26 protein-coding genes, 1 tRNA gene and 1 pseudogene are annotated in these 24928 nt (G+C 51.1%); 21 read left to right on the plus strand and 7 right to left on the minus strand.

Annotated features, from left to right (window positions below):
* Positions 1–9: 9 nt before the first annotated feature.
* Positions 10–882 carry a helix-turn-helix transcriptional regulator gene (locus ACFSX3_RS10265; RefSeq protein ID WP_209985272.1) on the minus strand — a complete coding sequence of 291 codons (873 nt, stop codon included), beginning with the start codon at positions 880–882 and terminating at the stop codon, positions 10–12.
* Between the two features lie 168 nt (positions 883–1050).
* Here ACFSX3_RS10265 and ACFSX3_RS10270 point away from each other — a divergent pair, with 168 nt between their 5' ends.
* Positions 1051–3042, plus strand: a complete 1992-nt coding sequence (locus tag ACFSX3_RS10270; RefSeq protein WP_209985275.1) for a glycoside hydrolase family 127 protein — start codon at positions 1051–1053, stop codon at positions 3040–3042.
* Positions 3043–3134: 92 nt separating this feature from the next.
* Here ACFSX3_RS10270 and ACFSX3_RS10275 read toward each other — a convergent pair whose 3' ends face one another.
* Together ACFSX3_RS10275 and ACFSX3_RS10280 are read right to left on the minus strand one after the other, a co-directional pair.
* Positions 3135–5570, minus strand: coding sequence for a GH36-type glycosyl hydrolase domain-containing protein (locus ACFSX3_RS10275; RefSeq protein WP_209985279.1), 2436 nt, complete (start codon positions 5568–5570; stop codon positions 3135–3137).
* Between the two features lie 96 nt (positions 5571–5666).
* Positions 5667–6722 (minus strand): LacI family DNA-binding transcriptional regulator, encoded by a 1056-nt coding sequence (locus tag ACFSX3_RS10280; protein WP_209985282.1) that lies wholly within the window; start codon positions 6720–6722, stop codon positions 5667–5669.
* Between the two features lie 198 nt (positions 6723–6920).
* Between ACFSX3_RS10280 and ACFSX3_RS10285 the strand changes: the two genes are divergently transcribed.
* From ACFSX3_RS10285 to ACFSX3_RS10315, 7 genes are all read left to right on the plus strand, one after another.
* Entirely contained in the window at positions 6921–7130 is a 210-nt protein-coding gene (locus tag ACFSX3_RS10285) for a hypothetical protein (RefSeq protein WP_379258814.1), read from the plus strand.
* Between the two features lie 83 nt (positions 7131–7213).
* On the plus strand, positions 7214–7885 hold the full coding sequence (locus ACFSX3_RS10290; RefSeq protein WP_209985284.1) for a stalk domain-containing protein: 672 nt from the start codon (positions 7214–7216) through the stop codon (positions 7883–7885).
* Between the two features lie 166 nt (positions 7886–8051).
* The gene (locus ACFSX3_RS10295; protein WP_379256707.1) at positions 8052–8618 is read left to right on the plus strand and encodes a hypothetical protein; all 567 of its coding nucleotides are present in this window, start codon (positions 8052–8054) and stop codon (positions 8616–8618) included.
* A gap of 303 nt (positions 8619–8921) precedes the next feature.
* Positions 8922–9425: a hypothetical protein gene (locus ACFSX3_RS10300; RefSeq protein ID WP_379312852.1), complete on the plus strand. Its 504-nt coding sequence runs from the start codon at positions 8922–8924 to the stop codon at positions 9423–9425.
* Positions 9418–9945, plus strand: a complete 528-nt coding sequence (locus ACFSX3_RS10305) for an accessory gene regulator ArgB-like protein (RefSeq protein WP_209985292.1) — start codon at positions 9418–9420, stop codon at positions 9943–9945. Before ACFSX3_RS10300 ends, ACFSX3_RS10305 begins: the two co-directional genes overlap by 8 nt.
* Before the next feature lie 2 nt (positions 9946–9947).
* Positions 9948–10082 carry a cyclic lactone autoinducer peptide gene (locus ACFSX3_RS10310; protein ID WP_209985295.1) on the plus strand — a complete coding sequence of 45 codons (135 nt, stop codon included), beginning with the start codon at positions 9948–9950 and terminating at the stop codon, positions 10080–10082.
* Between the two features lie 17 nt (positions 10083–10099).
* A complete protein-coding gene (locus tag ACFSX3_RS10315) occupies positions 10100–10495 on the plus strand; it encodes a LytTR family transcriptional regulator DNA-binding domain-containing protein (protein ID WP_209985297.1) in 396 nt (131 codons plus the stop codon).
* Between the two features lie 90 nt (positions 10496–10585).
* Here ACFSX3_RS10315 and ACFSX3_RS10320 read toward each other — a convergent pair whose 3' ends face one another.
* On the minus strand, positions 10586–11116 hold the full coding sequence (locus ACFSX3_RS10320; protein WP_209985300.1) for a GNAT family N-acetyltransferase: 531 nt from the start codon (positions 11114–11116) through the stop codon (positions 10586–10588).
* A gap of 247 nt (positions 11117–11363) precedes the next feature.
* Here ACFSX3_RS10320 and ACFSX3_RS10325 point away from each other — a divergent pair, with 247 nt between their 5' ends.
* From ACFSX3_RS10325 to ACFSX3_RS10335, 3 genes are all read left to right on the plus strand, one after another.
* A complete protein-coding gene (locus ACFSX3_RS10325) occupies positions 11364–11936 on the plus strand; it encodes a hypothetical protein (protein ID WP_209985303.1) in 573 nt (190 codons plus the stop codon).
* A gap of 168 nt (positions 11937–12104) precedes the next feature.
* Positions 12105–12647: a hypothetical protein gene (locus ACFSX3_RS10330; protein WP_379256704.1), complete on the plus strand. Its 543-nt coding sequence runs from the start codon at positions 12105–12107 to the stop codon at positions 12645–12647.
* Between the two features lie 147 nt (positions 12648–12794).
* On the plus strand, positions 12795–13640 hold the full coding sequence (locus ACFSX3_RS10335) for an Rpn family recombination-promoting nuclease/putative transposase (RefSeq protein WP_379258812.1): 846 nt from the start codon (positions 12795–12797) through the stop codon (positions 13638–13640).
* 116 nt (positions 13641–13756) lie between these two features.
* Here ACFSX3_RS10335 and ACFSX3_RS10340 read toward each other — a convergent pair.
* Positions 13757–13828: transfer RNA gene (locus ACFSX3_RS10340), tRNA-Val, on the minus strand.
* Positions 13829–14023: 195 nt separating this feature from the next.
* On the opposite strand from ACFSX3_RS10340, the gene ACFSX3_RS10345 reads away from it, so the two are divergent.
* From ACFSX3_RS10345 to ACFSX3_RS10355, 3 genes are all read left to right on the plus strand, one after another.
* A complete protein-coding gene (locus ACFSX3_RS10345) occupies positions 14024–14215 on the plus strand; it encodes a hypothetical protein (RefSeq protein ID WP_209985312.1) in 192 nt (63 codons plus the stop codon).
* A 51-nt stretch (positions 14216–14266) separates the two neighbouring features.
* Positions 14267–15076 (plus strand): helix-turn-helix transcriptional regulator, encoded by an 810-nt coding sequence (locus ACFSX3_RS10350; protein ID WP_209985315.1) that lies wholly within the window; start codon positions 14267–14269, stop codon positions 15074–15076.
* Between the two features lie 154 nt (positions 15077–15230).
* The gene (locus ACFSX3_RS10355; protein WP_209985318.1) at positions 15231–16184 is read left to right on the plus strand and encodes an aldo/keto reductase; all 954 of its coding nucleotides are present in this window, start codon (positions 15231–15233) and stop codon (positions 16182–16184) included.
* Between the two features lie 41 nt (positions 16185–16225).
* On the opposite strand, the gene metG is transcribed toward ACFSX3_RS10355, so the two are convergent.
* Entirely contained in the window at positions 16226–17944 is a 1719-nt protein-coding gene (gene metG / locus ACFSX3_RS10360) for a methionine--tRNA ligase (RefSeq protein WP_209985321.1), read from the minus strand.
* A 503-nt stretch (positions 17945–18447) separates the two neighbouring features.
* Here metG and ACFSX3_RS10365 point away from each other — a divergent pair.
* The 6 genes and pseudogenes from ACFSX3_RS10365 to ACFSX3_RS10390 all read left to right on the plus strand — a co-directional run bounded on the left by ACFSX3_RS10365 (position 18448) and on the right by ACFSX3_RS10390 (position 21908).
* Positions 18448–19525: pseudogene (locus ACFSX3_RS10365) on the plus strand (site-2 protease family protein).
* A 66-nt stretch (positions 19526–19591) separates the two neighbouring features.
* On the plus strand, positions 19592–19807 hold the full coding sequence (locus ACFSX3_RS10370; RefSeq protein WP_209985325.1) for a hypothetical protein: 216 nt from the start codon (positions 19592–19594) through the stop codon (positions 19805–19807).
* A 110-nt stretch (positions 19808–19917) separates the two neighbouring features.
* Positions 19918–20361, plus strand: coding sequence for a GNAT family N-acetyltransferase (locus ACFSX3_RS10375; protein ID WP_209985328.1), 444 nt, complete (start codon positions 19918–19920; stop codon positions 20359–20361).
* A gap of 91 nt (positions 20362–20452) precedes the next feature.
* Positions 20453–20689, plus strand: coding sequence for a DUF3892 domain-containing protein (locus ACFSX3_RS10380; RefSeq protein WP_209985331.1), 237 nt, complete (start codon positions 20453–20455; stop codon positions 20687–20689).
* Positions 20690–20946: 257 nt separating this feature from the next.
* Positions 20947–21501 (plus strand): copper amine oxidase, encoded by a 555-nt coding sequence (locus ACFSX3_RS10385; RefSeq protein WP_209985334.1) that lies wholly within the window; start codon positions 20947–20949, stop codon positions 21499–21501.
* 83 nt (positions 21502–21584) lie between these two features.
* The gene (locus ACFSX3_RS10390) at positions 21585–21908 is read left to right on the plus strand and encodes a DUF1292 domain-containing protein (RefSeq protein WP_019911532.1); all 324 of its coding nucleotides are present in this window, start codon (positions 21585–21587) and stop codon (positions 21906–21908) included.
* Between the two features lie 77 nt (positions 21909–21985).
* Here ACFSX3_RS10390 and ACFSX3_RS10395 read toward each other — a convergent pair whose 3' ends face one another.
* The gene (locus tag ACFSX3_RS10395; protein ID WP_209985337.1) at positions 21986–23461 is read right to left on the minus strand and encodes an aminotransferase class I/II-fold pyridoxal phosphate-dependent enzyme; all 1476 of its coding nucleotides are present in this window, start codon (positions 23459–23461) and stop codon (positions 21986–21988) included.
* Positions 23462–23610: 149 nt separating this feature from the next.
* Here ACFSX3_RS10395 and ACFSX3_RS10400 point away from each other — a divergent pair, with 149 nt between their 5' ends.
* Entirely contained in the window at positions 23611–24900 is a 1290-nt protein-coding gene (locus ACFSX3_RS10400; protein ID WP_209985340.1) for an MFS transporter, read from the plus strand.
* Positions 24901–24928: the final 28 nt, after the last annotated feature.

Genomic DNA, 24928 nt, shown 5'->3' on the forward strand with positions numbered 1-24928 from the left:
CATTCATGCTCAGCGCGAATATCGCTTGCGGAAGCGCAGCGGAGAGATTCCGACCTTGCGGCTGAAGCGCCGGGAGAAGTAAGCTGTACTCTCGAAGCCGGTGCGCTCTGCGATTGCCGCGATCGGGATCTCTGTCTTAAGCAGCAGGAGCTTGGCCTGCTCCAGCCGGTAATCGGTCAGGTACTCCATGGGCGTAAGCCCGTAGACACGCTTCATGCAGCGGGCCAGGTAATTGTAGTGAAAATGCAGGGCGTCCGCCAGAGAGGTATTCGTGACTTCTTCCATATAATGATTCCGCAGATAGGCCTCCGTCTGCTCGGCAATCTCGTCTGCCTGGCTTCCGGCCGTATCTTGCCGGGCCAGATCCATCGTCCGCAGCATCTCCTCGAAGATACGCTGCTGATGCCACACGGCGCTTGAGCGCCTGCTATGGCTCAGCTGCAGCAACTGCCCGGCCTGGCCGCTCCGTGCGAAGGGGGCAGGTAGCGGTCCGAACTGGGGAATACGGATGGTATAGGGGTGGGTAAGAAACTGCCGGAAATGCGTTTCCCGGTCCGCATATACCGGCTCACCCGCTGATTCCGTCCATTCTCCCACCGTGTGAAAATGAACCCAGGTGAAGATCGTCTCTGCTTCACACGGCTGCACTGAATAATGGTAGCGGTCAGGCAGCAGCAGCAGGGTATGCCCGGCGCCCACTGCCCATTCTGTATGCTCCTCTCCAATGTGCAGGCATCCCTGCTCCACGATGATCAGATCGAATTTGCCCATACGGCTGCGGTTCGGATGCTGGTCTCCGGGCAAATAGACGGTACGGCCGCATTCCAGGAAATAGGGGAAGGGCGGTGCGGCCAGATGAATATAGGAAGAATTAAGTGTCATTAGCAGCTCCTTGGAAAGGCATATGTCCTGAATTAACTTCGCTAAGCCTTATATAAAAGTTGTGTGAAATAGTACAAAAACGGGGTTGTTTATGCTTCTGTTTTTGTTATATTGTACCGTCTATAATGGCAATTAGCGAGGAAGAAATGCTGAAGAGGAGATGCTACAATGAGTCAATTTGAAGGTACAAAGGTTCGGACAACCGTTCAACCAGATCATTCCGGTCATTCGGATCAGGGAGGCCACAGAGTGTCCGTTCAGGATGAATTCTGGGGCCGTTATATCCGGTTGGTGCAGGAGACAGTGATTCCTTATCAATATGAGGCGCTTCATGACCGCGTGGCCGGGGCTGAACCGAGCCATGCCATTGCCAATTTTGAAATCGCTGCCGGAAGAAGACAGGGTAAGTTCGGGGGGATGGTCTTCCAGGACAGCGATGTAGCCAAGTGGCTGGAGGCAACGGGTTATTCCCTCAGCATCCGGAGGGACCCGGAGCTGGAACGCCAGGCGGACGAGGTGATCGATCTGGTGGGAGAAGCACAGCAGGCCGACGGATACCTGAACACATACTTCACTGTCAAGGAGCCGGGCAAGCGCTGGACGAATCTCCAGGATTGCCATGAACTGTATTGCGCCGGACATTTCATCGAAGCGGCAGTGGCTTATTATGAAGCGACCGGTAAGGACAAGCTGCTGAGTATTATGCGCCGCATGGCCGATCATATCGACTCTGTCTTCGGACCGGAGGAAGGCAAGCTGAAGGGCTACGACGGTCATCAGGAGATTGAGCTGGCGCTGGTGAAGCTGTACCGGCTGACAGGGGAGGAGAAGTATCTGAAGCTCAGCCTCTTCTTCATTGACCAGCGCGGGCAGGAGCCGAACTTCCTGCGCCAGGAATGGGAGAGCCGGGGCAGGGTTACACATTGGGGCGGGCAGACGGATCATATCGATATGGCCTACAATCAGTCCCATATACCGGTCCGTGAGCAGACGGTAGCCGTAGGCCACTCTGTCCGCGCCGTCTATATGTATACCGCCATGGCCGACTTGGCCCGCCTGACCGGAGATGAAGCACTTCGCGAGGCGTGCCTGCGCCTGTGGAGCAATATGACAGAGAGACAGATGTATATCACTGGCGGAATCGGCTCCACCCATCACGGCGAAGCTTTCACCTTTGATTACGATCTGCCTAACGATACGGTCTATGCGGAGACCTGTGCTTCGATCGGGCTGATCTTTTTTGCCAGACGAATGCTGGAATTGACTCCCAATGCCCATTATGCCGATGTGATGGAGCGTGCGCTCTATAATAATGTACTCGGCTCGATGGCGCAGGACGGCAAACATTATTTCTACGTCAATCCGCTGGAGGTCTGGCCGCAGGCCTGCACCTGTAATCCCGGCAAACAGCATGTGAAGGCGCAGCGCCAGGGCTGGTTCGGCTGTGCCTGCTGCCCGCCGAATGTGGCGCGCCTGCTGAGCTCATTGAATCAGTATATCTACACTGAACACAGCGATACGCTCTATACGAATCTGTATATCGGAAGTGAGCTTAGAACTACACTGGGAGGAAAAGAGGTGAAGGTCACTCAGTCCAGCAAGCTTCCATGGGAGGGCATAGTCACACTGAAGGTTGATCCTGCGGAAGCCGGGGTGTTCGGTATCGCCCTGCGTATTCCATCGTGGAGCGGAAAGGTCCGGATCAGCGTCAATGGCGAGCTCCTTCCAGCGCTTGATGCTTTGGAGCAGGGCTATGCGGTAATCCGCAGGGAGTGGCAGCCCGGTGACATAGTGGAGCTGATGCTTCCAATGGAAGCGCACCGTGTATACGCCCACCCGGAACTGCGGGCTAATGCCGGGAAGACGGCTATTCAGTACGGGCCGCTGGTCTATTGTCTGGAATCCGCAGATAACCGCGAGCCGTTAAGCTCGGTATCTCTAAGCAAGGAGGGAACGTTCACGGAATTTTACGATGAAGATCTGCTTGGCGGAGCGGTAGTGATCAGAGCAGCGGGTTGCCGGGTGAAGGAGCAGAGCTGGAGCGGTGGACTCTATAGCACCACCAGGGCGGTGGTACAACCGGTGGAAGTGACGGCGATTCCGTATTATCTGTGGGGCAACCGCGGCAGCGGAGAGATGAAGGTATGGATACCGGAGTAATTCCGGCGGCCGCCTGTCCATAAACAAACACCCCGGCTGGACCGCCTTGGCGGACAACCGGGGTGTTATGCTTTTATAGGAGTGATAGATAATTAGCCGAGAGTGACTACAACCTGGTGAACCGCACCGTCGCCCGCAGGAGCGATAATGTTGCCTTCCACGGCAGCACCGTCGAGGGTCAGGCTGGCTACGCCTTTGGAGACATGTTTCGGGTTCTGGATCGAGATCACATAAGTGTCGCCACGGAAGACGCGGGTAATCTCGAAGCTATCCCATTCTGCAGGGATACAAGGGTCAACCTTGAGCCCGGCGAAGTCTGCCTGAATCCCCAGGATAGACTGCGTGATTGCTACATAGTTCCAAGCCGCTGTACCTGTCAGCCAGGAGTTTTTCGCTTCCCCGTGACGTACGGCATCTTTACCGGCGATCATCTGGGAGTACACGTAAGGCTCCATCCGGTGCACTTCGCTGATGTCCTCCAGGTAGGCTGGGGCAATTTTTTTGTAGATGTCAAAAGCTCTGTCGCCATGTCCAAGGACCGTCTCGGCAATCATGATCCACGGGTTATTATGGCAGAAGATCCCGGCGTTCTCTTTGTAACCCGGAGGGTACGTGGAGATTTCGCCTAAGTTCACATAATACTTGGAATACGGAGGCTGCTGCAAAACAATACCATAGTCCGTATCCAGACGTTCCTGCACGGAAGTCAGGGCGCGGGCCGCTTCACCGTTCTCTACACCGATACCGGCCATTACGCACATTCCCTGCGGCTCGATGAAGATCTGGCCTTCTTCGTTCTCCTTGCTGCCGATCTTGTCGCCATAGTGGTCATAAGCGCGCAGGAACCAGTCGCCGTCGAAGCCGTGGGACAACGTGATGGCACTCATGTTCTCGATCTTGGCAACAGCGTCAGCGGCTACATCATCCAGTCCGCGCATCCGGCAGATCTCGGCATAGTCCGGTCCAACGAAGACGAACAGGCCTGCGATGAACACAGATTCGGCTACGCCGCCTGCGATATTCTCCGTGGTCTGGAACGATTCGCCCGGCTCGGTGGAGAAGCAGTTCAGGTTCAGACAGTCATTCCAGTCCGCGCGTCCGATCAGCGGCAGGCCGTGAGGCCCGAGGTTGTTCGTGACATGCTCGAAGCTCAGCTTCAGATGCTCGAACAGGGTTGCAGTGTGATCCGGATTGCTGTCAAAAGGAACCTGCTCATCAAGAATCGAATAGTCGCCGGTCTCCTTAATATAGGCGGCTGTACCCGAGATCAGCCAGAGCGGATCATCGTTGAAGCCGGAGCCGACTTCGTTGTTGCCCTTCTTGGTCAGCGGCTGGTACTGGTGATACGCGCTGCCGTCAGGGAACTGGGTAGCGGCGATATCGAGAATCCGTTCTCTGGCACGCTCAGGAATCTGGTGGACGAAGCCGAGCAAGTCCTGGTTGGAGTCACGGAAGCCCATACCGCGGCCAATCCCGGATTCGAAGTACGATGCGGAACGGGACATGTTGAAGGTCACCATACACTGGTACGGATTCCAGATGTTCACCATCCGGTTCAGCTTGTCGTCCCCGCTCTTAATCTGGTATTTGGACAGCAGGTTATCCCAATGCGCAGCCAGTACCGCGAGGGCGGCATCCACCTGGGCATCCGTAGCGAATTGATCGATGACAGCCTGGGCTGGCTTTTTGTTGATGACGTTCAGGGCTTCCCACTTCTCATCCTCAGGGTTCTCAATGTAGCCGAGCACGAAGATGAAGCTCTGGGCTTCGCCTGGCTCCAGCGTGATGTCAAGTGCGTGGGAGCCGATAGGTGACCAGCCGCTGGCTACGGAATTCGTAGCTTCACCGGCAGCAACTGCCTGCGGAGCGTCCAGTCCATTGTACATGCCCACGAAGGATTCGCGGTCGGTATCGAAGCCGGCGATTTCTTTATTTACCGAATAGAAGGCGTAATGGTTTCTGCGCTCGCGGTATTCGGTTTTGTGATAGATAACAGAATCCTTCACTTCAACTTCGCCGGTGCTGAGGTTACGCTGGAAGTTGGTCATATCATCATTGGCATTCCACAGACAGAACTCGGCAAAAGAGAACAGCTTAACAGTCTTCTTCGCGTCGCCGGTGTTCTTAACGACAAGGCGGTGTACTTCAGCGTTATGGCCCATCGGTACAAAAGCAAGCTGATTCACGGAAATGCCGTTACGCTCGCCTGTAATGGAAGTGTAGCCCAGGCCGTGGCGGCATTCGTAGAAGTCCAGATCGCGCTTCACCGGCATCCAGCCCGGGGTCCAGAAATCACCGTCATCGTACAGGTAGTAGTAGCGGCCGCCTGTATCCAGCGGAATATTGTTATACCGGTAACGGGTAAGTCTTCTCATCCGCGCATCGCGGTAGAAGGTGTAGCCCCCGGCAGTATTAGAGATCAGGCCGAAAAACTGCTCGTTGCCGAGGTAGTTAATCCAAGGATAAGGTGTTTTGGGGGTGTTGATTACATACTCTTTGCGGGTGTCGTCAAAAGTTCCGAATTTCATGAGAGACAAGTCTCCTTTCGATTGTGAACGCGCGTTTACAAGACGGAGAAAAAATTCCCTCGGGGCAAGGGATTTTTCCGTAGCTATAGCTATACTCTACTTCTTAGGCGGCTGACAGGAATCTCTGGTGATCAGACGCGCCGGGAAACTGATGGTGCTGAAGGTAGGCTGCTGTGAATCACATAGCTCAATGACCTTCTCGACAGCGGCTTTGGACATTTCATAAATCGGCAGACGGACGGAGGTCAGCTTAGGATGAATCCGCGCAGCAAGCTGCACATCGTCGAACCCCGCAATGGAGATATCCTCCGGCACGGAAAGGCCATGCTCCGAGAACGCTTCCATCGCCGATATAGCCATATCGTCATTGGAAGAGAAGAAGGCAGTCGGCAGCGGGCCGCCGGAATCCAGCAGCTTCTTCACTTCCTGGTAGGCAGTCTCCTTGAGAAAATCACCCTGAAGGACGAAGTCCTGCTGCAGGGCAAGTCCATGGCGCTTCAGCGTATTCTCGTAAGCCATGTAGCGCTCCCGTCCGGAATAAGTATTCATCCGTCCGCAGATCATACCGATCTCCTTATGGCCGAGACCGATTAGGTACTCAATGGCTTCTACCGTACCTTCGTAATCCTTGGAATTCACAATAGCGAGATGGTTGCGGTCCAGATGCTCTGACATAATCTCCGAAATGTCATAATCGATCAGTACAAGCGGAGCGCCCAGACCCACCATCTCCCGTACAATCTCGATATCCTTCTGGGTGCCGACAATGATGCCTCCGTCAATCCGTTTCTGGAGGAAGGCCTGCTTGACCTTCAGGAAGTCGTCGGGCGAATAGACGGTGTGAATCAGAACATAACAGCCGCGGGCATTCGACGTATCTACCACAGCATCGACGAACGGGGCGAAGTAATTATTCTGATAGATCCGCGTCGCATTCTCCTTCTCGTTCATACTGATGGCAAACAGCCCGATCGTGTCGGTCTTCTTGCCGGCCAGAGCCCGGGCGAAGCTGTTCGGCTCGTACTGATGCTGCTCAATCACCTTCAGCACCTTGGCCCGGGTCTCTTCAGGGACATTGGAATAATTGTTGATCACACGGGATACGGTGCTTCGCGAAACCCCGGCTAGCTTGGCAATATCTTCGCTTCGCATAAGGTACCCCCTCTAATTGTAAACGCGCGTTTATGAGTTTATTGTAAAATAAACCGGCCTGGAGGTCAATCGTTTGCCGGAAGATTTTAGTTTGAAATAGGCTCTTTACTTTGCATTGCTTACACAAATGTGCCAAACTTGTTATGATAAGGATATAGACTTATATCATGTTGAATTAGGGGGTTGTAAGCTGTGTATATGACAGGTTTTGGGTCCATGCTCGCTGGAGGATTCAGTATTTTTGCTCTTTTGCTCTGGTTCACTTGTCTGGGTATGGGGATTTATTTATTTGTTCTGGTGGTGAAGCTTGCACGCAGGGGAATCATCGCGCTGGACTTGTACAACCACTCCAAAAATCTGGAGATCCGCGAACGTTACGAATCCGTTGGGCGGAGAGATGATTTCTGAATGATTGCATCTGATTGCAGGATTGATTATACTCCGAATATGAAATATTCAAATTTGTCATATCTGGAGAGGAGTTTGAGCGAATGAAGAAGAAGATGACTGCTGCGCTGACTGCATTTGCTGTACTGGGAGGAATGGGCACAGGTGTGTATGCCGGAGCCAATCTGCAGGAGATCAAGGCATTTCTGAATCCAAGCATCAAATTTAAGATGAACGGCCAGCCCGTACAGCTTAAGAATGGCAGCGGTGCAGTAATTGCCCCAATTTCCTATAAGGACACAACGTATCTGCCAGTCCGTTCCGTATCTGATCTGCTCGGGGTTACCGTCAAGTTCGATGCGGCAACGAATACGATCTCTCTGGGAGAACAGACATCGGGCGTACCGATCGCAACAGGTTTTGATGATATGTATCACACCAAAGATCCGGGCAAAACGGTCTTCAAGGACAAGGATTACAAGGATGTCTTCTTCGACAACGCCAGCGGTGACCGCGGCACTTCATTCATGCTCCACCCGGACAAAAAATATCAGAAGCTTTATCTCCAGGTAGCCGCAATCGGCGGGGAGATTAAAGACTTTGCGGTACAAGACAGCGACACCAACACTGTGCTGAAGAAGCAGACCATTGACCCGGCAAACGGGCTTACTACCATCGAAGTAGATATTGCCGGAGTAAGTAGCCTATATGTCAACGGAGATGTAAAGAATGGAACAACGGTCTTCGTTCCGCTTACGACATCGTATTATAAATAAATTTCCGAACTTATATATCATTCATGCATGCCCCGGAAGCCTTGGTTTCCGGGGCATCTTTTTGTCTATTCGTTGTTTTGAGGAAGAAAATAATGGGTATTATCCGGTAAGCCGGTGAATCTAACTGGCCATGTAACTGTTGAATGAATTAATGAGGAGTGAGAAGATGTACACCAAAAAACTAATAATGACCTTATCCTTGACGTTGTTCCTATTGGCCCTCAGCGCCTGCGGTAATGCCGAGGATAAGCCATCCACCGAATCGATGCAGACCACTGCACCGACAGCAGAGAATGTGCAGACTCCAGCGCCGACAACAGAGGCCGAACAGACTGCAGCACCAACGGCGGAGCCGGAGCAGACGCCTGAGCCGTCAACCGGAGGTAACGATACAGCCGCAGGTTCCACGGAGCTTCCGAAATATCTGCCGGAGGACTTCCCGATGCCGGAGAATGTAACAGAGACTGTCCTGTCCACTACGGCGGAGGACGAGGGCAAGAAGTCAGCCATGCTGATCTTTAGAACAACCGACAGTATGGAATCGGTAACGAAGCTGTATGATGATTATCTGGCCTCTAAGCTGGGCGATCAGTCCGTGAAGACCATTGACCCTAAGAACCTGATTATCCAAGGCACGACCAAGGACAACAAGCAGAGCTGGTCGATTATTGGCGGTCCGCTGGCATCCCAGGAGGGGGTCGTGGAACTGACTGTAAGCTGGTCTGAAATTTAATACGGACAGCCAAGCTGCTGTACCCAGAGGAAATCCGTTGAGACTCGATTCAGAGCAGTCAACGGATGTTTTTTTGTAATTGGGCAAAAAGTGTCGAATTTTGTATTTAAGTAGTATACGTCAGGCATGGTGGAGTTATATAATTATTCTTGTGAATGAAATTAGTCAGGCGGTGTAAATGGTGTGTCGTGGGAACCTGTAGGCTTTATGTTTTTCTCAACAATAGAGACGTTTGCGCTCTATTATCTGATTATGTCTCTCTATAGATTCAAATGGAGATGGTACATATGGCAGGCTTTATTCGTGATCTTGCTGAACAATCTGCAAAGCTATCTCTTACGCAATGAACTAGGTATGTCGAATGTCGCACCACTTGTTTTAATCTTAATTTTTATCTTCTTCTTCGCTGCGGTGGTGAGGATGCCGCTGATTTTATCCATCATCGCAACGATATCGGGATTTGCTATTTTCGCTGGGATTCAGACGCTGCTCATCCTGCTTATTTTCGGCTCCATTTCGAATGTGGGTAGTACGGCCAACGGATATTTTCTGCAGGTGGCGACTGCGGCAGTTGTGTTTGGTATCTTTGGGTTTCTGTACCGCAGAGGCAAGGGCTTCACATTCGATTTGGATAAACTCCGCTTTAAGATAGAGGATATCCTGCTGTCCGTGCTGATATTTGCATTCGTCATCGGAGTATCTGGCCTACTCTACTTTAATGATATTCTGCTAAATGCCGTGATTTTCCTGGTGATGTCTGTATTCCTTCTATATTATTCCACCCGGAGGGAGCGGGAAGATGCTTGAATTCATGTCCGGCAAACTGGCATTTACGATTAAAAATATCGTTCCAGAGCACCCGGCATCCTACGCTGTCCTGAAGTTTGCTATTAGTGTAGTGCTTAATGTGGTGTTTATTATTGGGCTGACACTGGTAGTGTCCCTTTTAACGGGCAGGACAAGTGAAGCTCTGCAGATTCTGATCTCCTTTGCCTTATTACGTCAGGTGTCCGGCGGGGCCCATCTCAGGTCAGGTATAGCCTGTGTCTTGTTTACGGTAAGCATGTTCACGGTCCTGTCCTTTGTGGAGCTTAGCTCCTTCTACGTTATGTTATTGAATGCAGCTAGTCTGCTAGTGGTTCTATGGCTGGCGCCCATTGGGATTGAACGACAAACGCGGATTTCCAAGCGGCACTGGCCTAAGCTGAGAATCGTGGCGTTACTGCTAGTAGCTTCCAATATCGTCGTAGGATCACCTGTCATCGCGGCCAGCTTTTTGGCTCAATCCATCAGTCTGATTATAGCTAGAAGGGAGGTGGAAATCTGACAATGAGAGCTTTGCAGCGCAAAGTAGTGTATAAGCTTGCTTCTGGTTTGTCCGCCTTGGCTGCCCTTATCGTGTTGGTTACAGCGAGTGTATTCTACATTAACCAACCGGAGGTACCTGAAGAGTTACTTAAATAACATTGGAGTTGATCCCTTTGAGCACGATATCTGTTACTAGAGACACAGAGGGAAACACTGGTGTATTCTCACTCGATATTGCAAAAATAACTTTTATGGAATTTGAACGGACTATCTATCGGATCATTGTCCATACGTACGATCAAACCTTTTATACAGTAGGTACGCTGAAATATTGGCTCAATACCCTGGCCAGTTCAGGATATAATTTCGTTCTAGCAGATAGAAACACGTTAATTCAGGTTTCTAACATTATCCAATTGGATAAGACGTTTCATATTGCTTATTTTGGGGAAGATCACAGAGGAGTCGAGCAAAAGTGTTTTCTGTCAGAGAAGGGCTATAGAGAAATTCTAAAATACGTAAAGACATCCGAATCGGATATTATATTAGTGGAGCTGCCCCAGTGGTAGCTTTATTTTTTTGGAGGTTTGTATATAAAATAAGGCTGACCCTGCGCAGTGCATTCTGTAGCGCCTGGGCCCGGCCTTTATTCGGTTAGCTTAGTCTGCAGATAATTTGGAATACATACACAGATCAATGAAGCTTCCTTTGGAACGCTCACTCTGCCTCAATATTCCTTCCAGCGAAAAGTTTAATTTCTGCAGTACCTTAATAGAATTGATATTAGCAGGCTGGGCCTTTGCTTCTATTCTATTGAAGCCCAGTGTATCAAACGCATAATCTATTAGTGCGCGAAGGGCTTCAGGCACATATCCTTTTCCCCAGCATTCGCGGCTAAGGTCATAACCAATCTCTGTCTTGGCATTGTCATAGTCCAGCGTATTGAAACCACAGGAGCCGATAATCCGGCCGGATTCTGCTTCTGTAATGGAATAGCGGATCGCCTGATTCTCGGTGGCTAACTTACCCAGCAGCTCAATCATTTCCACGGCCTGACTCTCATCCGTGAAGCTGCTGATATTCATGAACCGGGTGACTTCAGGATCGGACCAGATCGGGAACAGGCTGGCTGAATCGGCGGTGCGCATTTGTCTTAATACTAATCTCTCGGTTTGTAATTCTGTAATCATCAATAAGTTACCTCCATTAAATATATATGGTATTGGTGAGGTACAACTATTGATATCTGCGCATAGTTCAGTCCTTTCCGTGTGTAAGCTGCCTCTATTATATCAGGACCGCTTCAACAAATCTTCATAATGAAGGGTACTTTGCTTGGTGGCCACTTCTAATCTATCAACATATCTTATGTATTGTGAGGACGAAGACAGCGTAGTGATTTCGTTCCTCTCAAATATATTTTAGGAGGTATAGTTTATGCCACATAAACTATCGTCTACCCATCTGATTAACCAGGGAGATACTTCGATTTACTATCCAGGTACCTCTACCTCAGCTTTTACAGACTCTAATTTTTACAAAAAATGCGGGAAAACTGCAGCCGGTGGAGATATTAAGAAATATGGTTGTGCAATTTGCGCTCTTGGGATGTTTATTCTATATAAAGGCAGGTTGTCTAATGCAACCAAATCGAATGTGTATTATGCCGTTGTAGAAGCAACAACGAAAGGGACCAATAATGCTGCTGATTTCACGGCAAGTGGATTCACTGCAAAAATCGGAAGTCAGAGCATAGGTGTAACTATTACTCCGATTGCTGACGTTTCAGTGGAAGCAGAAAAAGGGAACATCTGCATGATGAGACTTGAACAAAACGGAAACTCCCACTATGTCATTGTGGACGGGCATAACTCCTCGGCTTCAAATTTTGATAAATATCTGGTGTGCGATCCTGACGGCGGTGTTCAAAAGACTCTGACAGCAACGATGCAGAAAAGAGGATTTTCGGTTAGTGCCTCTGTAATCACTGAGAGGTATAAGCTTAGTTAAGGGAGTCATGATCGCCATTAATAGAGGCTGTGTGGGCATGTGCTCATGCAGTCTTTTTTTATAACTCTTACAATGGTAACCAAAGGTTTAATTTGGTGCGTGGATGCGGCCTGTTTCTTGTCGCGCCTACGATGGTAAACTTTAGATAAAAACATCTGGGAGGGCATTATGCGAAAAACAGTACTGGTATTATTGTTCTTGTTTGTATTGACCGCTTGTGCAAATTCAAAGGACGGGGTGACCACCAAACACTTAGCCATCCAAAAGGTGAATGATCATAAAGCCATTGTTGAGTATGGAATGAGCCGTGCGGAAGCGGAAGAGGTACTGGGCAAGGGGGAGGAGAAGGATATCGCCAATTCAGTCATGTATAGCTCTGGCGTAAGAATTATGTACCGTGAGGATAAAGTGGCAGGTATCACTCTGGCGGAGGAATCGAAAGATACGTATGAAACCACCGGCGGCTTTAAAATTGGCATGTCTAAGGATGACTTCAAACAAATCTATGGCGATCAATATCTGAAGGATATGGAGCGCAACCTGGATTATGCTTACGATTCCATCAATAAGCGATATTTGCAGGAGAAAGAGTGGGTGGCGAAAGCGGAAGATGACACGAAAATATATGTAATTTCAGCCATGTTCAACGGTAAGGGTGAAGCAGACGCCGTTGTATTGGTGGATAAGCGAATGGCGATCACGTTTAGGTAGAAGGGAAGTTCTGACGATAAAACATATGCTGGTATGTTTCTTAGAGCTTTGGGGACAGAATAGCAGTATATGGGGCCCAAAAGACTGGCTTTGTCTACAACGAGTAGTTCTACCATGATATAATCAATGTATATGATTGGAGTGATAATAGTGGAATTACTCGACGCACGGAATGACTTTATCTTTAAGAAAATTTTCGGCAGTGAGAATAACAAGGATGTCCTGCTGGCCTTCCTCAATAGTACCTTCATGGAGGCAGGCGAACCCCCGCTGACAGAGATTATATTAATGAATCCGTACACAGATAAGGATGCTCCGGCGGAGAAACAGTCTATTCTGGATATCAAGGCCAAGACGGCTGAGGGCAAACGGATCAACATCGAAATGCAGCTGTTCAATCCATACAATATGGAGAAGCGGACACTTTTCTACTGGAGCGAGATGTATTACCACCAGATTCAAAAAGGCGACGATTATAGTCAATTGAAGAAGTGTGTGACGATCAATATATTGAACTACTCCTGCCTGCCGAATGACCGCCATCATAATGTCTTTCGCCTGCGGGAAGATCATACCGGGATATCTCTTAACAATGATCTTGAGATACATGTGATGGAATTAACGAAGCTTGAGGAGCAGGCCGTTCCATTGACTGGTGGTCTGATTAACTGGTTATTATTCCTGAAGGGTGTCGAACAACCAAACTGGGAGGTGCTGACCATGAATGAGCCTATGCTAAAAAAAGCAATGGATACGCTGGAGTTCCTGAGTCAGGATGCCGCTACACGTATGGAATATGATGCCCGGATGAAGTATTTGCGGGATGAGGCGTCGCGGATGAACGGAGCGAAAGCAGAAGGACGAGCAGAGGGTGAACGAAAAAAGGCAGAGGCAATGGTGCGTGAACTTCTTGCTCTTGGAGTGGAAATCTCCATTATTGTTAGAGCCTCAGGCCTCTCAGAGCAAGAAGTTTTAAAGTTAAAGTCAGTTTGATAAGGCATCGGGGCTTTCAATTAATGAAATTCAAAATTTAAAACTGTTGCAATGATAACAACGAAAAACGAAGCCGATCTTATGATCGGCTTCGTTTCTTTAAGTCTTTCTGCGTATAGGACGGATGGGGTTCGAACCCATGACCCCTACCCTGTCAAGATAGTGCTCTCCCGCTGAGCTACCGTCCTGCAACGAGATTTATAATAACATAGGAGGTAAGAGGATGGCAAGAATTTTTTTATTATGCTATAGATGATACAGTTAAGCACGACCCTACTCCACCCGTCCAGTGACAAAAACCCACAACACCCCATCCATAGTATATTACAATATTGGCGCTTGTCTGGAAGTTCTTTAACCAACATAAAAGGTGGAAATCTATCATGATCGTAACATTGCATGAAGCGGAGTGCCCTGGAGTGAGTCTCCAGTATGTAGTGATTTTTATGAAGCAAGGGAAGGATTGGGTGCTGGTGCGGCACCGTGAGCGGTCTACATGGGAATTTGCCGGCGGGCATATTGAGGTGGGTGACATACCCGGGGATTTACCCCACGCTATATGCGAGAGTATGTGAACATGTGAAGCATCTGTGAATCAATTGTAATGCTGAAAGGAGGCCCAGCTCATGAGTTACGAGATTACGAGGTTTAGGCGTCTTGGTGACTACCTGAGATCACGCCGGGAACGTCTGCAGCCTGAAGCTGTAGGGATTAAGGAAACAAACAGTCAGCGCAGAACACCAGGGCTGCGGCGGGAGGAGGTTGCGGTTCTGGCTGGTCTCAGCAGCACCTATTATGCTTGGCTGGAGCAGGGCAGGGAGGTTACCGCCTCCAGAGAGGTCATGGAGAGTCTCAGTCAGGCGCTGCGGTTGTCACCGGATGAGAAGAAGCATCTGTTTGAGCTCTGGAATCCGGGCTTGCCGGATACACTTGCTTCTATAGATACAGCCAGTCCGGAGCTGAACCCGCAGTGGCGGGATATTATCCGCCAATTGACTTATCCGGCTTTTATTACGAATGAGCGGTCCGAGGTACTGGCCTGGAATGACAAAGCGAGTGAAGTGCTTAGTGATTTCGGAAGTCTGCCTGATTCTGAGCGCATAATGCTGCGTCTTCTGTTCCTGGATCTGGAGCTGCGCCGCCGGATGCTGAACTGGGAGGAGTTCGCTCTCTATTCAGTAGGGGTGTACAGAACCTATTATGACATGAACCTGCACGATCCCTGGTACAAGGAGATGGTTGATCAGCTCGTGGAGGATAGTGCGGATTTCGCTGAGATGTGGAAGCAGCACAACATTCAAGGCAAGAAGGTCAACCGTGTGGTCATAGAGAGCCTGGGTACAAGTCAGCCTGTAGTCTACGATATCAATTCGATGGCCAATCTGGCGGATCACCCGGGTGTGCATATTTGTATCTATACCCCTGTCTCAGCGTAGCAGACGATACTCAGGGGACATATGTCATACGGTTCTCCCGCTCCCTGGTAATGATCTTACTAGCATGAACGTACTGTGGCTGCTCCACGGCAGGACGGTTAGAATAAGGACATGTTCGTAAGATCTATTACAGGTACAAGAGGGAGGCAACCATATGCACACAAGAACACTCGGGAACGAAGGGCTGAGCGTATCGGCACTGGGACTCGGAACGATGATGATGCCGGATAATGAAGAGTCTGTAAGAACCATTCATGGTGCACTTGATCTGGGAGTAACCCTGCTGGACACAGCGGATATCTATGGGGCCTTCGAGCAGCAGCGCTTCGGCGGCAATGAACGGCTTCTCGGGCATGCGCTTAAGGGCCGGAGAGATCAGGCTGTGATTGCGACCAAATTCGGCATTACACATACTCAGGGACCGAAGGGAGACCCGGCCTATATCAAAAAATCCGTAGATGCCAGCCTCTATCATCTCGGCACAGATTATATCGATCTGTACTATCAGCACCGTCCTGATCCGAACACCCCTATTGAGGAAACCGCCGGTACCCTGGCTGACCTCGTCAAGGAAGGGAAGATCCGCTATATCGGCTTATCCGAGGCTTCGCCTGAACTGATCCGCCGGGCACATGCGGTGCATCCGTTGACCGCCCTGCAGACAGAGTATTCGCTCTGGAGCCGGGAGGTGGAGGATGAGATTCTGCCGCTGGTCAAGGAGCTGGGCATCGGATTCGTTCCTTATAGCCCGCTGGGCCGCGGTTTTCTGACTGGACAGATCAAGAGCTTCGAGGATCTGCCGGAGGATGATTACCGTCGCCATTACCCGCGGTTCCAGGGAGAGAACTTCACCCGGAACCTGGAGGTCGTCTCGCTGATCGGGCAGATGGCAGCCGAGAAAGGCTGCGCCCCGGCACAGCTTGCGCTGGCCTGGCTTCTTGCCCAAGGGGAGCAGATCGTGCCGATTCCCGGCACCAAGCGGCTGGAGCGGTTACAAGAGAATCTCGGAGCGCTTCAGGTTACTTTGACGGCAGAGGACCTCGCCCGGATTGAGCAGATATCCCCGCAAGGGATTGCAGCCGGAGCGCGTTATCCCGGCCAGAACTAAGTCATCACACAGAGCGGACAGCCGCTGTGTATTCATCTATATTAATTTCCCGTAGCGTTCTTCTCCGTGCCGCTTGCTTTGGTGAGCGGTATGAGAGGCAGGACGCTTTTGTCTTTCATCCGCTCTATTTCCTCCTCTATGCGCTGCACCTCTATCCGCTCAAACAGTAATTCAAGCTCCAATATAGGCTGCTCTACCAGGACGGATACCGGGTGCCATACAGGCTGTTCTATGGACAGGAAGCCTCTAATCTTCTCGCAGGAGAAGGGGATGAACGGGTTCAGCAGGTTAGACAGATTGGCAATAATCTGAACACAAGTGTACAGAGTGTTGCCCCCGGCCGCAGGATCATGCTTGATCTGGAGCCACGGCTGCTGCTGATCGAAATACTTGTTGGCCTGGCGGATATGCGAGAAGATGAACTCCAGGGCTTCCTTGAAATGTCCGGCTTCAATTAACCTTCCTGCTTCCTTATACAGATGCTTCAGATTGCTAACCCATGCTTCGTCCAAGACTCCGTCTGGAACTCTGCCATTCCAGGACTTATTCACAAATGCGAGGCTGCGGTTGACGAAATTGCCGAACGCGCCCAGCAGCTCGCTGTTATGGCTGTAGATGAACTCTCTCCAGGAGAAGTCAGCATCCCGCTTCTCGGGGCCGTTCGCAGTCAGGAAATAACGGACCGAGTCGGGGTCGTACCGGCTGAGAATATCCGGCACCCAGACCGCCCAATTGCGGCTGGTGGAGAATTTCTGCCCTTCCAGGGTCAGGTATTCAGAAGAGAAGATTCGGTCCGGCAGATGCAGCTCCTCAACTCCGAGCAGGATAGCAGGCCAGATCAGGCTGTGAAAAGGAATATTGTCCTTTCCGTGCACATAGTAAGCAGTTGTAGTCGGCTGCCCCTCATTATCTTGGCCGGATGGTACGGACCAGAAATCCTCCCAGCGGCCCCCGGTCTCCGCCGCCCACTGCTTGCTGGCGGACAGATAGCCGCTGACGGCTTCGATCCAGACATAGATTTTCTTGTCAGCGAAGCCTTCAATGGGGACATCCACGCCCCAGTCCAGATCGCGTGTTGCTGCGCGGTCCTGCAGGCCTTCCTGCAGATATCTGCGGGTTAGCCGGACGGCGTTGTCTCTCCAGCCCTGCGCGGAATTAGCATAATCTGTGAGTGCTTGCTGGAAGCTGGACAGCGACAGGTAATAATGCTGAGTAGAGCGCAGCACAGGCGTAGAGCCGCAGAGGGCACAGGTGCGCTCCAGCAGATCCACCGGATCGAGAATCGTTGAACAGTAATCGCATTGGTCCCCCCGGGCCTGCTGTCCGCAGACCGGGCAGAGGCCATTGACATAACGGTCCGGCAAGAAGCGTTGGTCCTGCTCACAATAGCACTGGAGAGTGGATTTCTGGTACAGATACCCGTGATCCAACAGCTTAAGGAACAGCTCCTGCACCGTCCTGTGGTGATGTGCCTGATCGGTCCGGGTATACAAGTCATAGGTGAAGCCTAAGGCACGGAAGCAATCGGCGAACTCCTCATGATACCTGCTGGCGAATTCACCCGGCGATACACCCTCCTGCGCCGCCTGTACAGCAACGGGGGTACCGTGGCAGTCACTGCCGGATACATAGAGTACAGCATCGCCTTTGGCACGGTGGTAGCGGGCCAGAATATCTCCCGGAAGAATGCTGGCGAGTCTGCCCAGATGCAGGGAGCCGTTGGCATAAGGCCATGCCCCTCCGATAAAAATGTTAGTCATATTTCTCTCCTCCTCAAATTTTGTGGACGCAAAAAAGGCACTCATCCCTTAAAGGGACGAGAGCCTGTGCTCACGTGTTACCACCCAAATTCATCAATGCCTCGCGGCATCCACCTCTTCAGGTACGTCCGCAGAAAAAAGCGGGTATACCCTAGCATGGTAACGGATGCGGGTTCCGGCGCAGCCTACGACCCGTTCATGCCGGGGTTCGGTGCGCAGCTCTGAGACCATATTCCCGAGGGTTTTCTTTGCTCCTTTTCACCGGCCGGAGCTCTCTGTGGAAGAATTGCCAGGGTACTCTTTCTCTTCGCAGCTATTGTGGTTATCCTAATTACTGGATATCATATATGCAAGCCGGGAGATTTGTCAACATCATAAGTCTATTTGCAATCCACCGCACTCCTGTGCGACAGTAGAGAGTAAGGGCAAACGGGAAGCAGAGGAATGCCTGATCCGTAGCCTGGAAGTGAAGCGACACAGAGATCAAAAGGAGATTGAGACTATTGCAGGAAAACAAACAGGAGAAAAAAAACTCGGGCGCATGGGGATGGCTGGGCAGCGGGGCGGTATTGCTTCTGCTCAAGGGAAAAGCCATTATCTCTCTGCTTAAGCTGGGTAAAATCGCAGGTCCGCTGATCTCCATGATGGTATCGATCTGGGCGTATGCACTAATTTCGCCATGGCAATTCGCGGTGGGCTTCGTTGCCTTAATGTTCGTTCATGAGATCGGCCATGTGATCGCTGCCAAGCGGATTGGGCTGCCGGTGAGCGCGCCGCTGTTTATTCCGTTTATGGGTGCACTCATTACGATGAAGCGGCAGCCGCTGGATGCCAGACAGGAAGCTTATGTAGCTTTTGGCGGCCCTATATTGGGGAGTGTCGGCGCGCTGATCGTGTTCGGAGCAGCCTATTATTATCATAGCCCCTTGTTATATTCACTGGCTTACATCGGCTTCTTTCTTAACCTGATTAACCTGCTGCCGATCCATCCGCTGGACGGGGGGGAGAATTGCCACGGCCGTTACACGCTGGTTATGGCTGGTAGGGCTCATTGGAGGATTAGCTGTAATCATCTATCTGAAATCTATCCTGTTCGGCATCATCTGGGTAATGTTCGCTTATGATATGTATAAGAAGTACATCAGCCGGCGTACGAAGAATCAGATGCATACTGTGCTCAAAAGCTTCCTGATCCCCATCGAGGATCTGCAGAATCAAGGGTATCTGATCCCCGGGCCCGAGCATAAGCGGGAGCTGCCGTTCACCACCTACAGTGATTTGAACCGCCAGCAAATCGTCGGGGTACGCTGGGATAACCTGGATTACTATGGAACGACAACCATGCCGGTGCAGTCTCTGATCGGAAAAGTCAAAGTCGTGCAGCTCGACCAGCTGTATGTGGATGCCAGCCTTCATATGAAGATGACCTGTGAGATCAGCTTCACGGTATATGACAATGATAAATATTATGAGGTGCCGGCGGCCACCCGCTGGAGATATGGTGCTGCGTATTTTGTGCTTGCCGGAGTTCTCGGGGGCATGATGTATCTTGTCCATGTGGTCGGCAATGTAAATCTGTAAGGATCGTTTATGAACCTCCCGATTCGTCAAAGCTGTAAAGAGCCAAGAAGGAAGAGGGGGTTCACTATGCGTATGGCAAGAATAGGCTTCATAGGGATTGGAGCATGTCTCCTTCTGGGGATCGCCGGATGTACGGCAGGCAAGCAGGTTCCTGAATATACGGATGTTCACAGCATGACCGGACTGGACGGGAGCCTGAATTCACGGGATAGCCTGACCTCGCCGGTTCTGCGGGATGTGTATGATAACTCGATTCCCGAGGAGGTCTATGACACGCCCTGAGTACAGTGTTCAGCGGTTCCTTGCCCGGAAGCTCTCAGGCTCTATACAGGATATTAATAATTCTGTATAATGCTCCATATTGATTGGACCTACAGAGAGGAGCCAGGGAGATGGCAGTAGAAATCGTACATGTTACAACAGAGGAACAGCTGCAATTGGCGCTGGAGATCCGCAAGAAGGTATTTGTGGAAGAACAGAAGGTGCCGGTAGAAGAGGAAATCGACGAATATGATGCCATCAGTGAGCATGTGCATCATTTCCTGCTCATGGAGGGCGGGCAGCCGGCGGCAACCGGACGGCTGATCTATTATAAAGCGGACACCGCCAAGATGCAGCGGATTGCCGTTCAGGAGGCCTTCCGCGCCAAGGGATACGGACGTATCCTGCTGCTGGCTATGGAAGAACGGGCCCGTGAGCTGGGTCTGCAGGCGTCGATTCTGGATGCCCAGTGTCAAGCAGAAACCTTTTACAGCAAGCTCGGCTATGAAGTGATCTCCAAGGAGCCCTTCTATGATGCAGGGATTCTGCATGTAAGAATGAATAAGGCCCTGTAATCTGCCGGGTACATACTCTTTCGCTGCTATGGACAAGCTAGAGTCGAGCCAGGATAGATGGCTAATTCTAGTGCGAAGGAGACGATCCTAAGTGATGAATCAGGAACGGGAACGCTTTATTGCCGCCAAACGTAATGGTGACGGGGATCTGACCGGGTTCCAGACTTCGTCCGGGCGTGTGCTGGATTATCAGCAGGCACTCCAGGAAGTACAGTCCGGCAGCATCGAAGGGGTCAATGTATTTAAGGGCAAAGACGGCGAAATGTATATCCGCGGCGATGCAGACGGAGATCCTACGAACAATCTGGATCAGCTTCCGCAATTTTAGCCGGGCATAGATAACAGGGAGAACGGCCGGACAGGCGTCTTAATGGCGCTGAAGTCCGGCCGTTTTTATGTGCCCAGGAAGACGCGGGCTTCTCCGAAAATGCTTTGTTAAAGCCTGCTGTACAGGCCGAAACCGGTTGCAAGGGGGCTTGATTTTCTTTTCTTCTGCAAAAAGAAATAAATCCCTGAATTCTGCGCAACTTGTCGAAGGCTGAGCAGTATACATTAACAGCATGAATTATTTGGAGGGGCTTTACAATGAGATGGAGAAAAATTGCTCTGTGCACGGTTGTGTTTTTCATGATGGGAAGCTCCTATTTGTTCGCGGACGCTGTGAACCAGAAGATCAAAGTATGGAGCAATGGAAAGGAAATAGCCGATGGCGGCTATTTGATTGACGGCAAGACCTATATTCCCGCCAGGGAGGCAGGGGGTGTCGTCAGCTGGGACGGCTCGGGCAGAGTGACGATCCTCAAGCCGAATGTTCATATCGTACTGTTCAAAGGCGACACGGTATTCGGCAATGTCAACACAGGCAAGCTGAAGATGAAGATTCTAACGCAGGTGGACAGCCTGAAGGACAGCATCGCTGCTGTGAAGGTGGCAATCACTGACCCTTCCGGGAATGTGAAGGATATTCTCGAGGATGCCGGCGGCTCCAAGAATGAGGATTTCTGGTTCTCCACACCGGAGTTCACCTATGATTTCAAAGAACCGGGCAAATATAGCGTAGGCTTCTTCATGAAGGCATCGAGGAGCGGAGATTACATTCTTGTGTCCGAGAAGGTAGTTACGGCCTCATCCAAGAATTAAGTCCCTCCTGCAAATTGACCTGTACTTATCTTACGTGTTACGATACCAAATGTAGGATAATTCAATTAAAGTGAGGTATTACAATGAGCGATCACAAACATGAGCATGGCCATGAACATGGTGAAGCATGCGGTTGCGGACATGATCACGACCATGAGCACGAGGAGTTTGTGCTGACCTTGACGAACGAGCAGGGCGAAGATGTAGAAATGGTACTGGTGGAAACGTTCGATGTAGGCGAGAAGTTGTACGCCCTGCTGCTTGAGCGCGAGAATCCGGAAGCAGACGGAATCATCCTTCGTATGGAAGAAGAGGACGAGGAAATGGTTCTGTACAACATTGAAGATGAAGCTGAATGGAAAGCTGTTGAAGAAGCTTATAACGAGCTGCTTGCCCAGCAAGAATAGATTTCAGGCATTCATGCAAAACCCCGATACTCAATACGTATCGGGGTTTTGCATGTCGCACTGCTATAGGACAAGCCTTAGGAGATAGGCTCTGCTTCGACAATCACCTTTACATTGGTAATGCTGCGGTCCTCGGGTCCTTTGACAGGCAGTCCGATTTCTACATGGTCGATGATATAGTCGATATTATCCTGGGTAATAACTTCTCCAGGGAGAAGAATAGGAATTCCCGGCGGATAGACGTAGATGAATTCTGCAATAATGTAGCCTGCGGACTCCCGGAAAGGAACCAGCTGCGTATCTGCGTAGAAGGCATCTCTCGGGATCAGGGCCAGCTGCGGGATATTCGGCACCTGTACCTTAAGCTCATAGATTTCACCCTTGCTGTAATGGATCGCTGAGAGCACCTGCAAGGCCGCAAGCAGCTTATCTACCGATTCCTGTGTATCACCAGGGGTAATCAGGCAAAGAATATTATACATGTCGCTGAGTTCAACTTCGATGTTATACTTTTGCCGGAGCCAGTTCTCAGTCTCATAACCGGTAATGCCCAGATGCCGGACATGGATGTTCAGCTTGGTCGGATCATGATTGAAGGTAGCTTCTGTTCCGAGAATTTCTTTGCCGAAGCTGTACAGCCCCTCGATCTCATTAATCGAATTACGGGCATAATTGGACAGGGCAATGGTTCTCGCCGCCATCTCATGACCGTTCAGGGCAAGGTTGCGTCTGGAGGTATCCAGAGAGGCAAGCAGAATATATGAAGTTGAAGTGGTGGTCAGCATGCTGAGAATGGTCTGTACCCGCTGTGGGTTGACAAGGCCCGTCTTGGCATTGAGATTCAGTACCGAGCTCTGCGTCATGGAGCCGCCCAGCTTATGGACGCTGGTTGCTGCCATATCTGCACCGGCCTGCATAGCCGATACCGGTAAATCCTCATGAAAATGAATCAGTACTCCATGTGCCTCGTCCACAAGTACGGGAACCCCGTAACTGTGGGCCAGGTCGACAATCGAACGCAGGTCGGCGCATACGCCAAAATACGTTGGATTGATAACGAGGACACCTTTGGCATCCGGATGGCGCCTCAAAGCCCGTTCGAGCGAGCTTGTGGTTATGCCGTGGTCTATCCCAAGATTCTCATCCTGTACAGGAGAGACGAAAATAGGCTTGGCTCCGGAGAAAATAATGGCCGACATCACCGATTTGTGAATATTGCGCGGCACAATAATTTTATCTCCTTCTGAGCAGACAGAGAGGATCATAGTCATGATGGCATTGCTCGTGCCTTGTACACTGAAATACGTGTAATCGGCGCCGAAAGCCTCTGCAGCCAGCTTCTGAGCTTCAAGAATAACCCCGGTGGGCTGATGAAGATCATCAAGCGGTGCAATATTGATCAAATCTATGGATAGAGCGTTATCGCCGATAAACTCACGGAATTCGGCATCGGTTCCTAGCCCCTTCTTATGTCCCGGAATATGGAATTGAACTGGATTTCCGGCGGCATGCTTTTTGAGAGCAGTGAAGAGGGGAGTAGCTTGTTGATTCATTTAATGCTGTCACAACCTTTCGCGAAGAGTAGTTTTTGATTTCTTGCTGAAGCGGAAGTACCGTCCATTGGGACGGATTGGTCTTTTCTACTTAAGCAAGCAAGCATCAGTATAACAAATCAATCAACATAATACTAGGATGTGATGAAATGTCTGGCAAAGTAGCGCAACGTATGCATATCAGTTTAGCCTCACCGTTCATATTAGAAATGTGGATCATTATTTTCCTGGTCGAATTCGTCAAAGGATCGTTGCTGGTAGCCCTCCTGCCAGTCTATATGGAGAATATTCTCGGCCTCTCCGTAACGGTGGTCGGGTTCGCCTTCGCGCTGCAGTATCTCGGGGATAACCTCTTCCGCAGCCCGTTCGGCTGGGTGATGGAGCGGATCGGCTACCGCTGGACGATGACCGGGGCGCTGCTGCTGCTTGTCGTAGCTGTCGGGCTGATTATGTATGCCAAAGATGCCGTTAGCTTGTCCATCGCCTGTCTGATTCTGGGGATTGGCACCTCGCCGCTGTGGCCTTGCACGATGACAGGCATCACCGAGCTGGCGGGCTCTACCCAGAGCGGCAGCAGCGGCGCAGCTATGGGGGCGGTGGAGATGGCTTCGCTGGCCGGAACCGGAGTCGGTCCGATAATTGTCAACTTCATGATGGATCATGGCGGACAGGGCTACCGGACGGTCTTCCTCGTGCTGATGGGCTTCGCTGCTGCTGTTGTAGCCGTGGCGCTGTTCCTGCCCTCGAAGATCGGCGGCCATGCGCCGCGCGCTGTCCGCGAGATATCGGCGGAGGGGCCGCCGGTGCCGCGTAAGCCGGTAAAGCCCTTGCAGAGTCTGAAGCGGACCTGGCAGCAGGTCACCTCCTCCCTGAAGGTAAGCCGCCTGCTGTTCCCGGCATTGTTCCTGCAGGCTTTTGCGATCGGGCTTATGACGCCGGTGGTCACCTTGTTCGCACGCTCGGAGCTGCATGTCACCCCTAACCAGTTCAGCCTGCTGCTGATTGCCGGTGGAGGGATTACCGTGCTGACGCTTATTCCGGCAGGGAAGCTGGTCGATAAGGTCGGCACCTCCATCTTCCTCAATATCGGCTTCCTGCTGGCAGCCTGCTCCATGGCGTTCTTCTCACAGGTCCGCTGGCTGCCGCTGGCCTTCGTGGCGGTGGCGCTGGTTGGGATCAGCTATGCGTTGATTCTCCCGGCCTGGAACGCCTTCCTGGCCAAGCAGGTGCCTGAGGGCGAGCGGGGAACCGTCTGGGGACTCTTCCTGACGCTGCAGGGCTCAGGCATGGTTGCTGGTCCGGTCGTGTCAGGCAAGCTGTGGGATACGGTCAGCCACGGTGCCCCTTTTCTGGCCAGTGCCGGAGTAATGGTTGTATTATTCGGCCTGCATCTGCTGATCGTCCACCGGACGAAGCTGAAGCACGCTAGAGCGCACTGAGTTCAGCAAGCACAGGTAGTGAACCCTT

The organism is Paenibacillus rhizoplanae (assembly GCF_042684125.1).
Lineage (GTDB): Bacteria > Bacillota > Bacilli > Paenibacillales > Paenibacillaceae > Paenibacillus_AQ > Paenibacillus_AQ rhizoplanae.

Coding starts and splice junctions, on each gene's coding strand:
- ACFSX3_RS10265 (WP_209985272.1), bottom strand. CDS start 882: ATGACACTTAATTCTTCCTATATTCATCTGGCCGCACCGCCCTTCCCC.
- ACFSX3_RS10270 (WP_209985275.1), top strand. CDS start 1,051: ATGAGTCAATTTGAAGGTACAAAGGTTCGGACAACCGTTCAACCAGAT.
- ACFSX3_RS10275 (WP_209985279.1), bottom strand. CDS start 5,570: ATGAAATTCGGAACTTTTGACGACACCCGCAAAGAGTATGTAATCAAC.
- ACFSX3_RS10280 (WP_209985282.1), bottom strand. CDS start 6,722: ATGCGAAGCGAAGATATTGCCAAGCTAGCCGGGGTTTCGCGAAGCACC.
- ACFSX3_RS10285 (WP_379258814.1), top strand. CDS start 6,921: ATGACAGGTTTTGGGTCCATGCTCGCTGGAGGATTCAGTATTTTTGCT.
- ACFSX3_RS10290 (WP_209985284.1), top strand. CDS start 7,214: ATGAAGAAGAAGATGACTGCTGCGCTGACTGCATTTGCTGTACTGGGA.
- ACFSX3_RS10295 (WP_379256707.1), top strand. CDS start 8,052: ATGTACACCAAAAAACTAATAATGACCTTATCCTTGACGTTGTTCCTA.
- ACFSX3_RS10305 (WP_209985292.1), top strand. CDS start 9,418: ATGCTTGAATTCATGTCCGGCAAACTGGCATTTACGATTAAAAATATC.
- ACFSX3_RS10310 (WP_209985295.1), top strand. CDS start 9,948: ATGAGAGCTTTGCAGCGCAAAGTAGTGTATAAGCTTGCTTCTGGTTTG.
- ACFSX3_RS10320 (WP_209985300.1), bottom strand. CDS start 11,116: ATGATTACAGAATTACAAACCGAGAGATTAGTATTAAGACAAATGCGC.
- ACFSX3_RS10325 (WP_209985303.1), top strand. CDS start 11,364: ATGCCACATAAACTATCGTCTACCCATCTGATTAACCAGGGAGATACT.
- ACFSX3_RS10330 (WP_379256704.1), top strand. CDS start 12,105: ATGCGAAAAACAGTACTGGTATTATTGTTCTTGTTTGTATTGACCGCT.
- ACFSX3_RS10345 (WP_209985312.1), top strand. CDS start 14,024: ATGATCGTAACATTGCATGAAGCGGAGTGCCCTGGAGTGAGTCTCCAG.
- ACFSX3_RS10350 (WP_209985315.1), top strand. CDS start 14,267: ATGAGTTACGAGATTACGAGGTTTAGGCGTCTTGGTGACTACCTGAGA.
- ACFSX3_RS10355 (WP_209985318.1), top strand. CDS start 15,231: ATGCACACAAGAACACTCGGGAACGAAGGGCTGAGCGTATCGGCACTG.
- metG (WP_209985321.1), bottom strand. CDS start 17,944: ATGACTAACATTTTTATCGGAGGGGCATGGCCTTATGCCAACGGCTCC.
- ACFSX3_RS10370 (WP_209985325.1), top strand. CDS start 19,592: ATGCGTATGGCAAGAATAGGCTTCATAGGGATTGGAGCATGTCTCCTT.
- ACFSX3_RS10375 (WP_209985328.1), top strand. CDS start 19,918: ATGGCAGTAGAAATCGTACATGTTACAACAGAGGAACAGCTGCAATTG.
- ACFSX3_RS10385 (WP_209985334.1), top strand. CDS start 20,947: ATGAGATGGAGAAAAATTGCTCTGTGCACGGTTGTGTTTTTCATGATG.
- ACFSX3_RS10390 (WP_019911532.1), top strand. CDS start 21,585: ATGAGCGATCACAAACATGAGCATGGCCATGAACATGGTGAAGCATGC.
- ACFSX3_RS10395 (WP_209985337.1), bottom strand. CDS start 23,461: ATGAATCAACAAGCTACTCCCCTCTTCACTGCTCTCAAAAAGCATGCC.
- ACFSX3_RS10400 (WP_209985340.1), top strand. CDS start 23,611: ATGTCTGGCAAAGTAGCGCAACGTATGCATATCAGTTTAGCCTCACCG.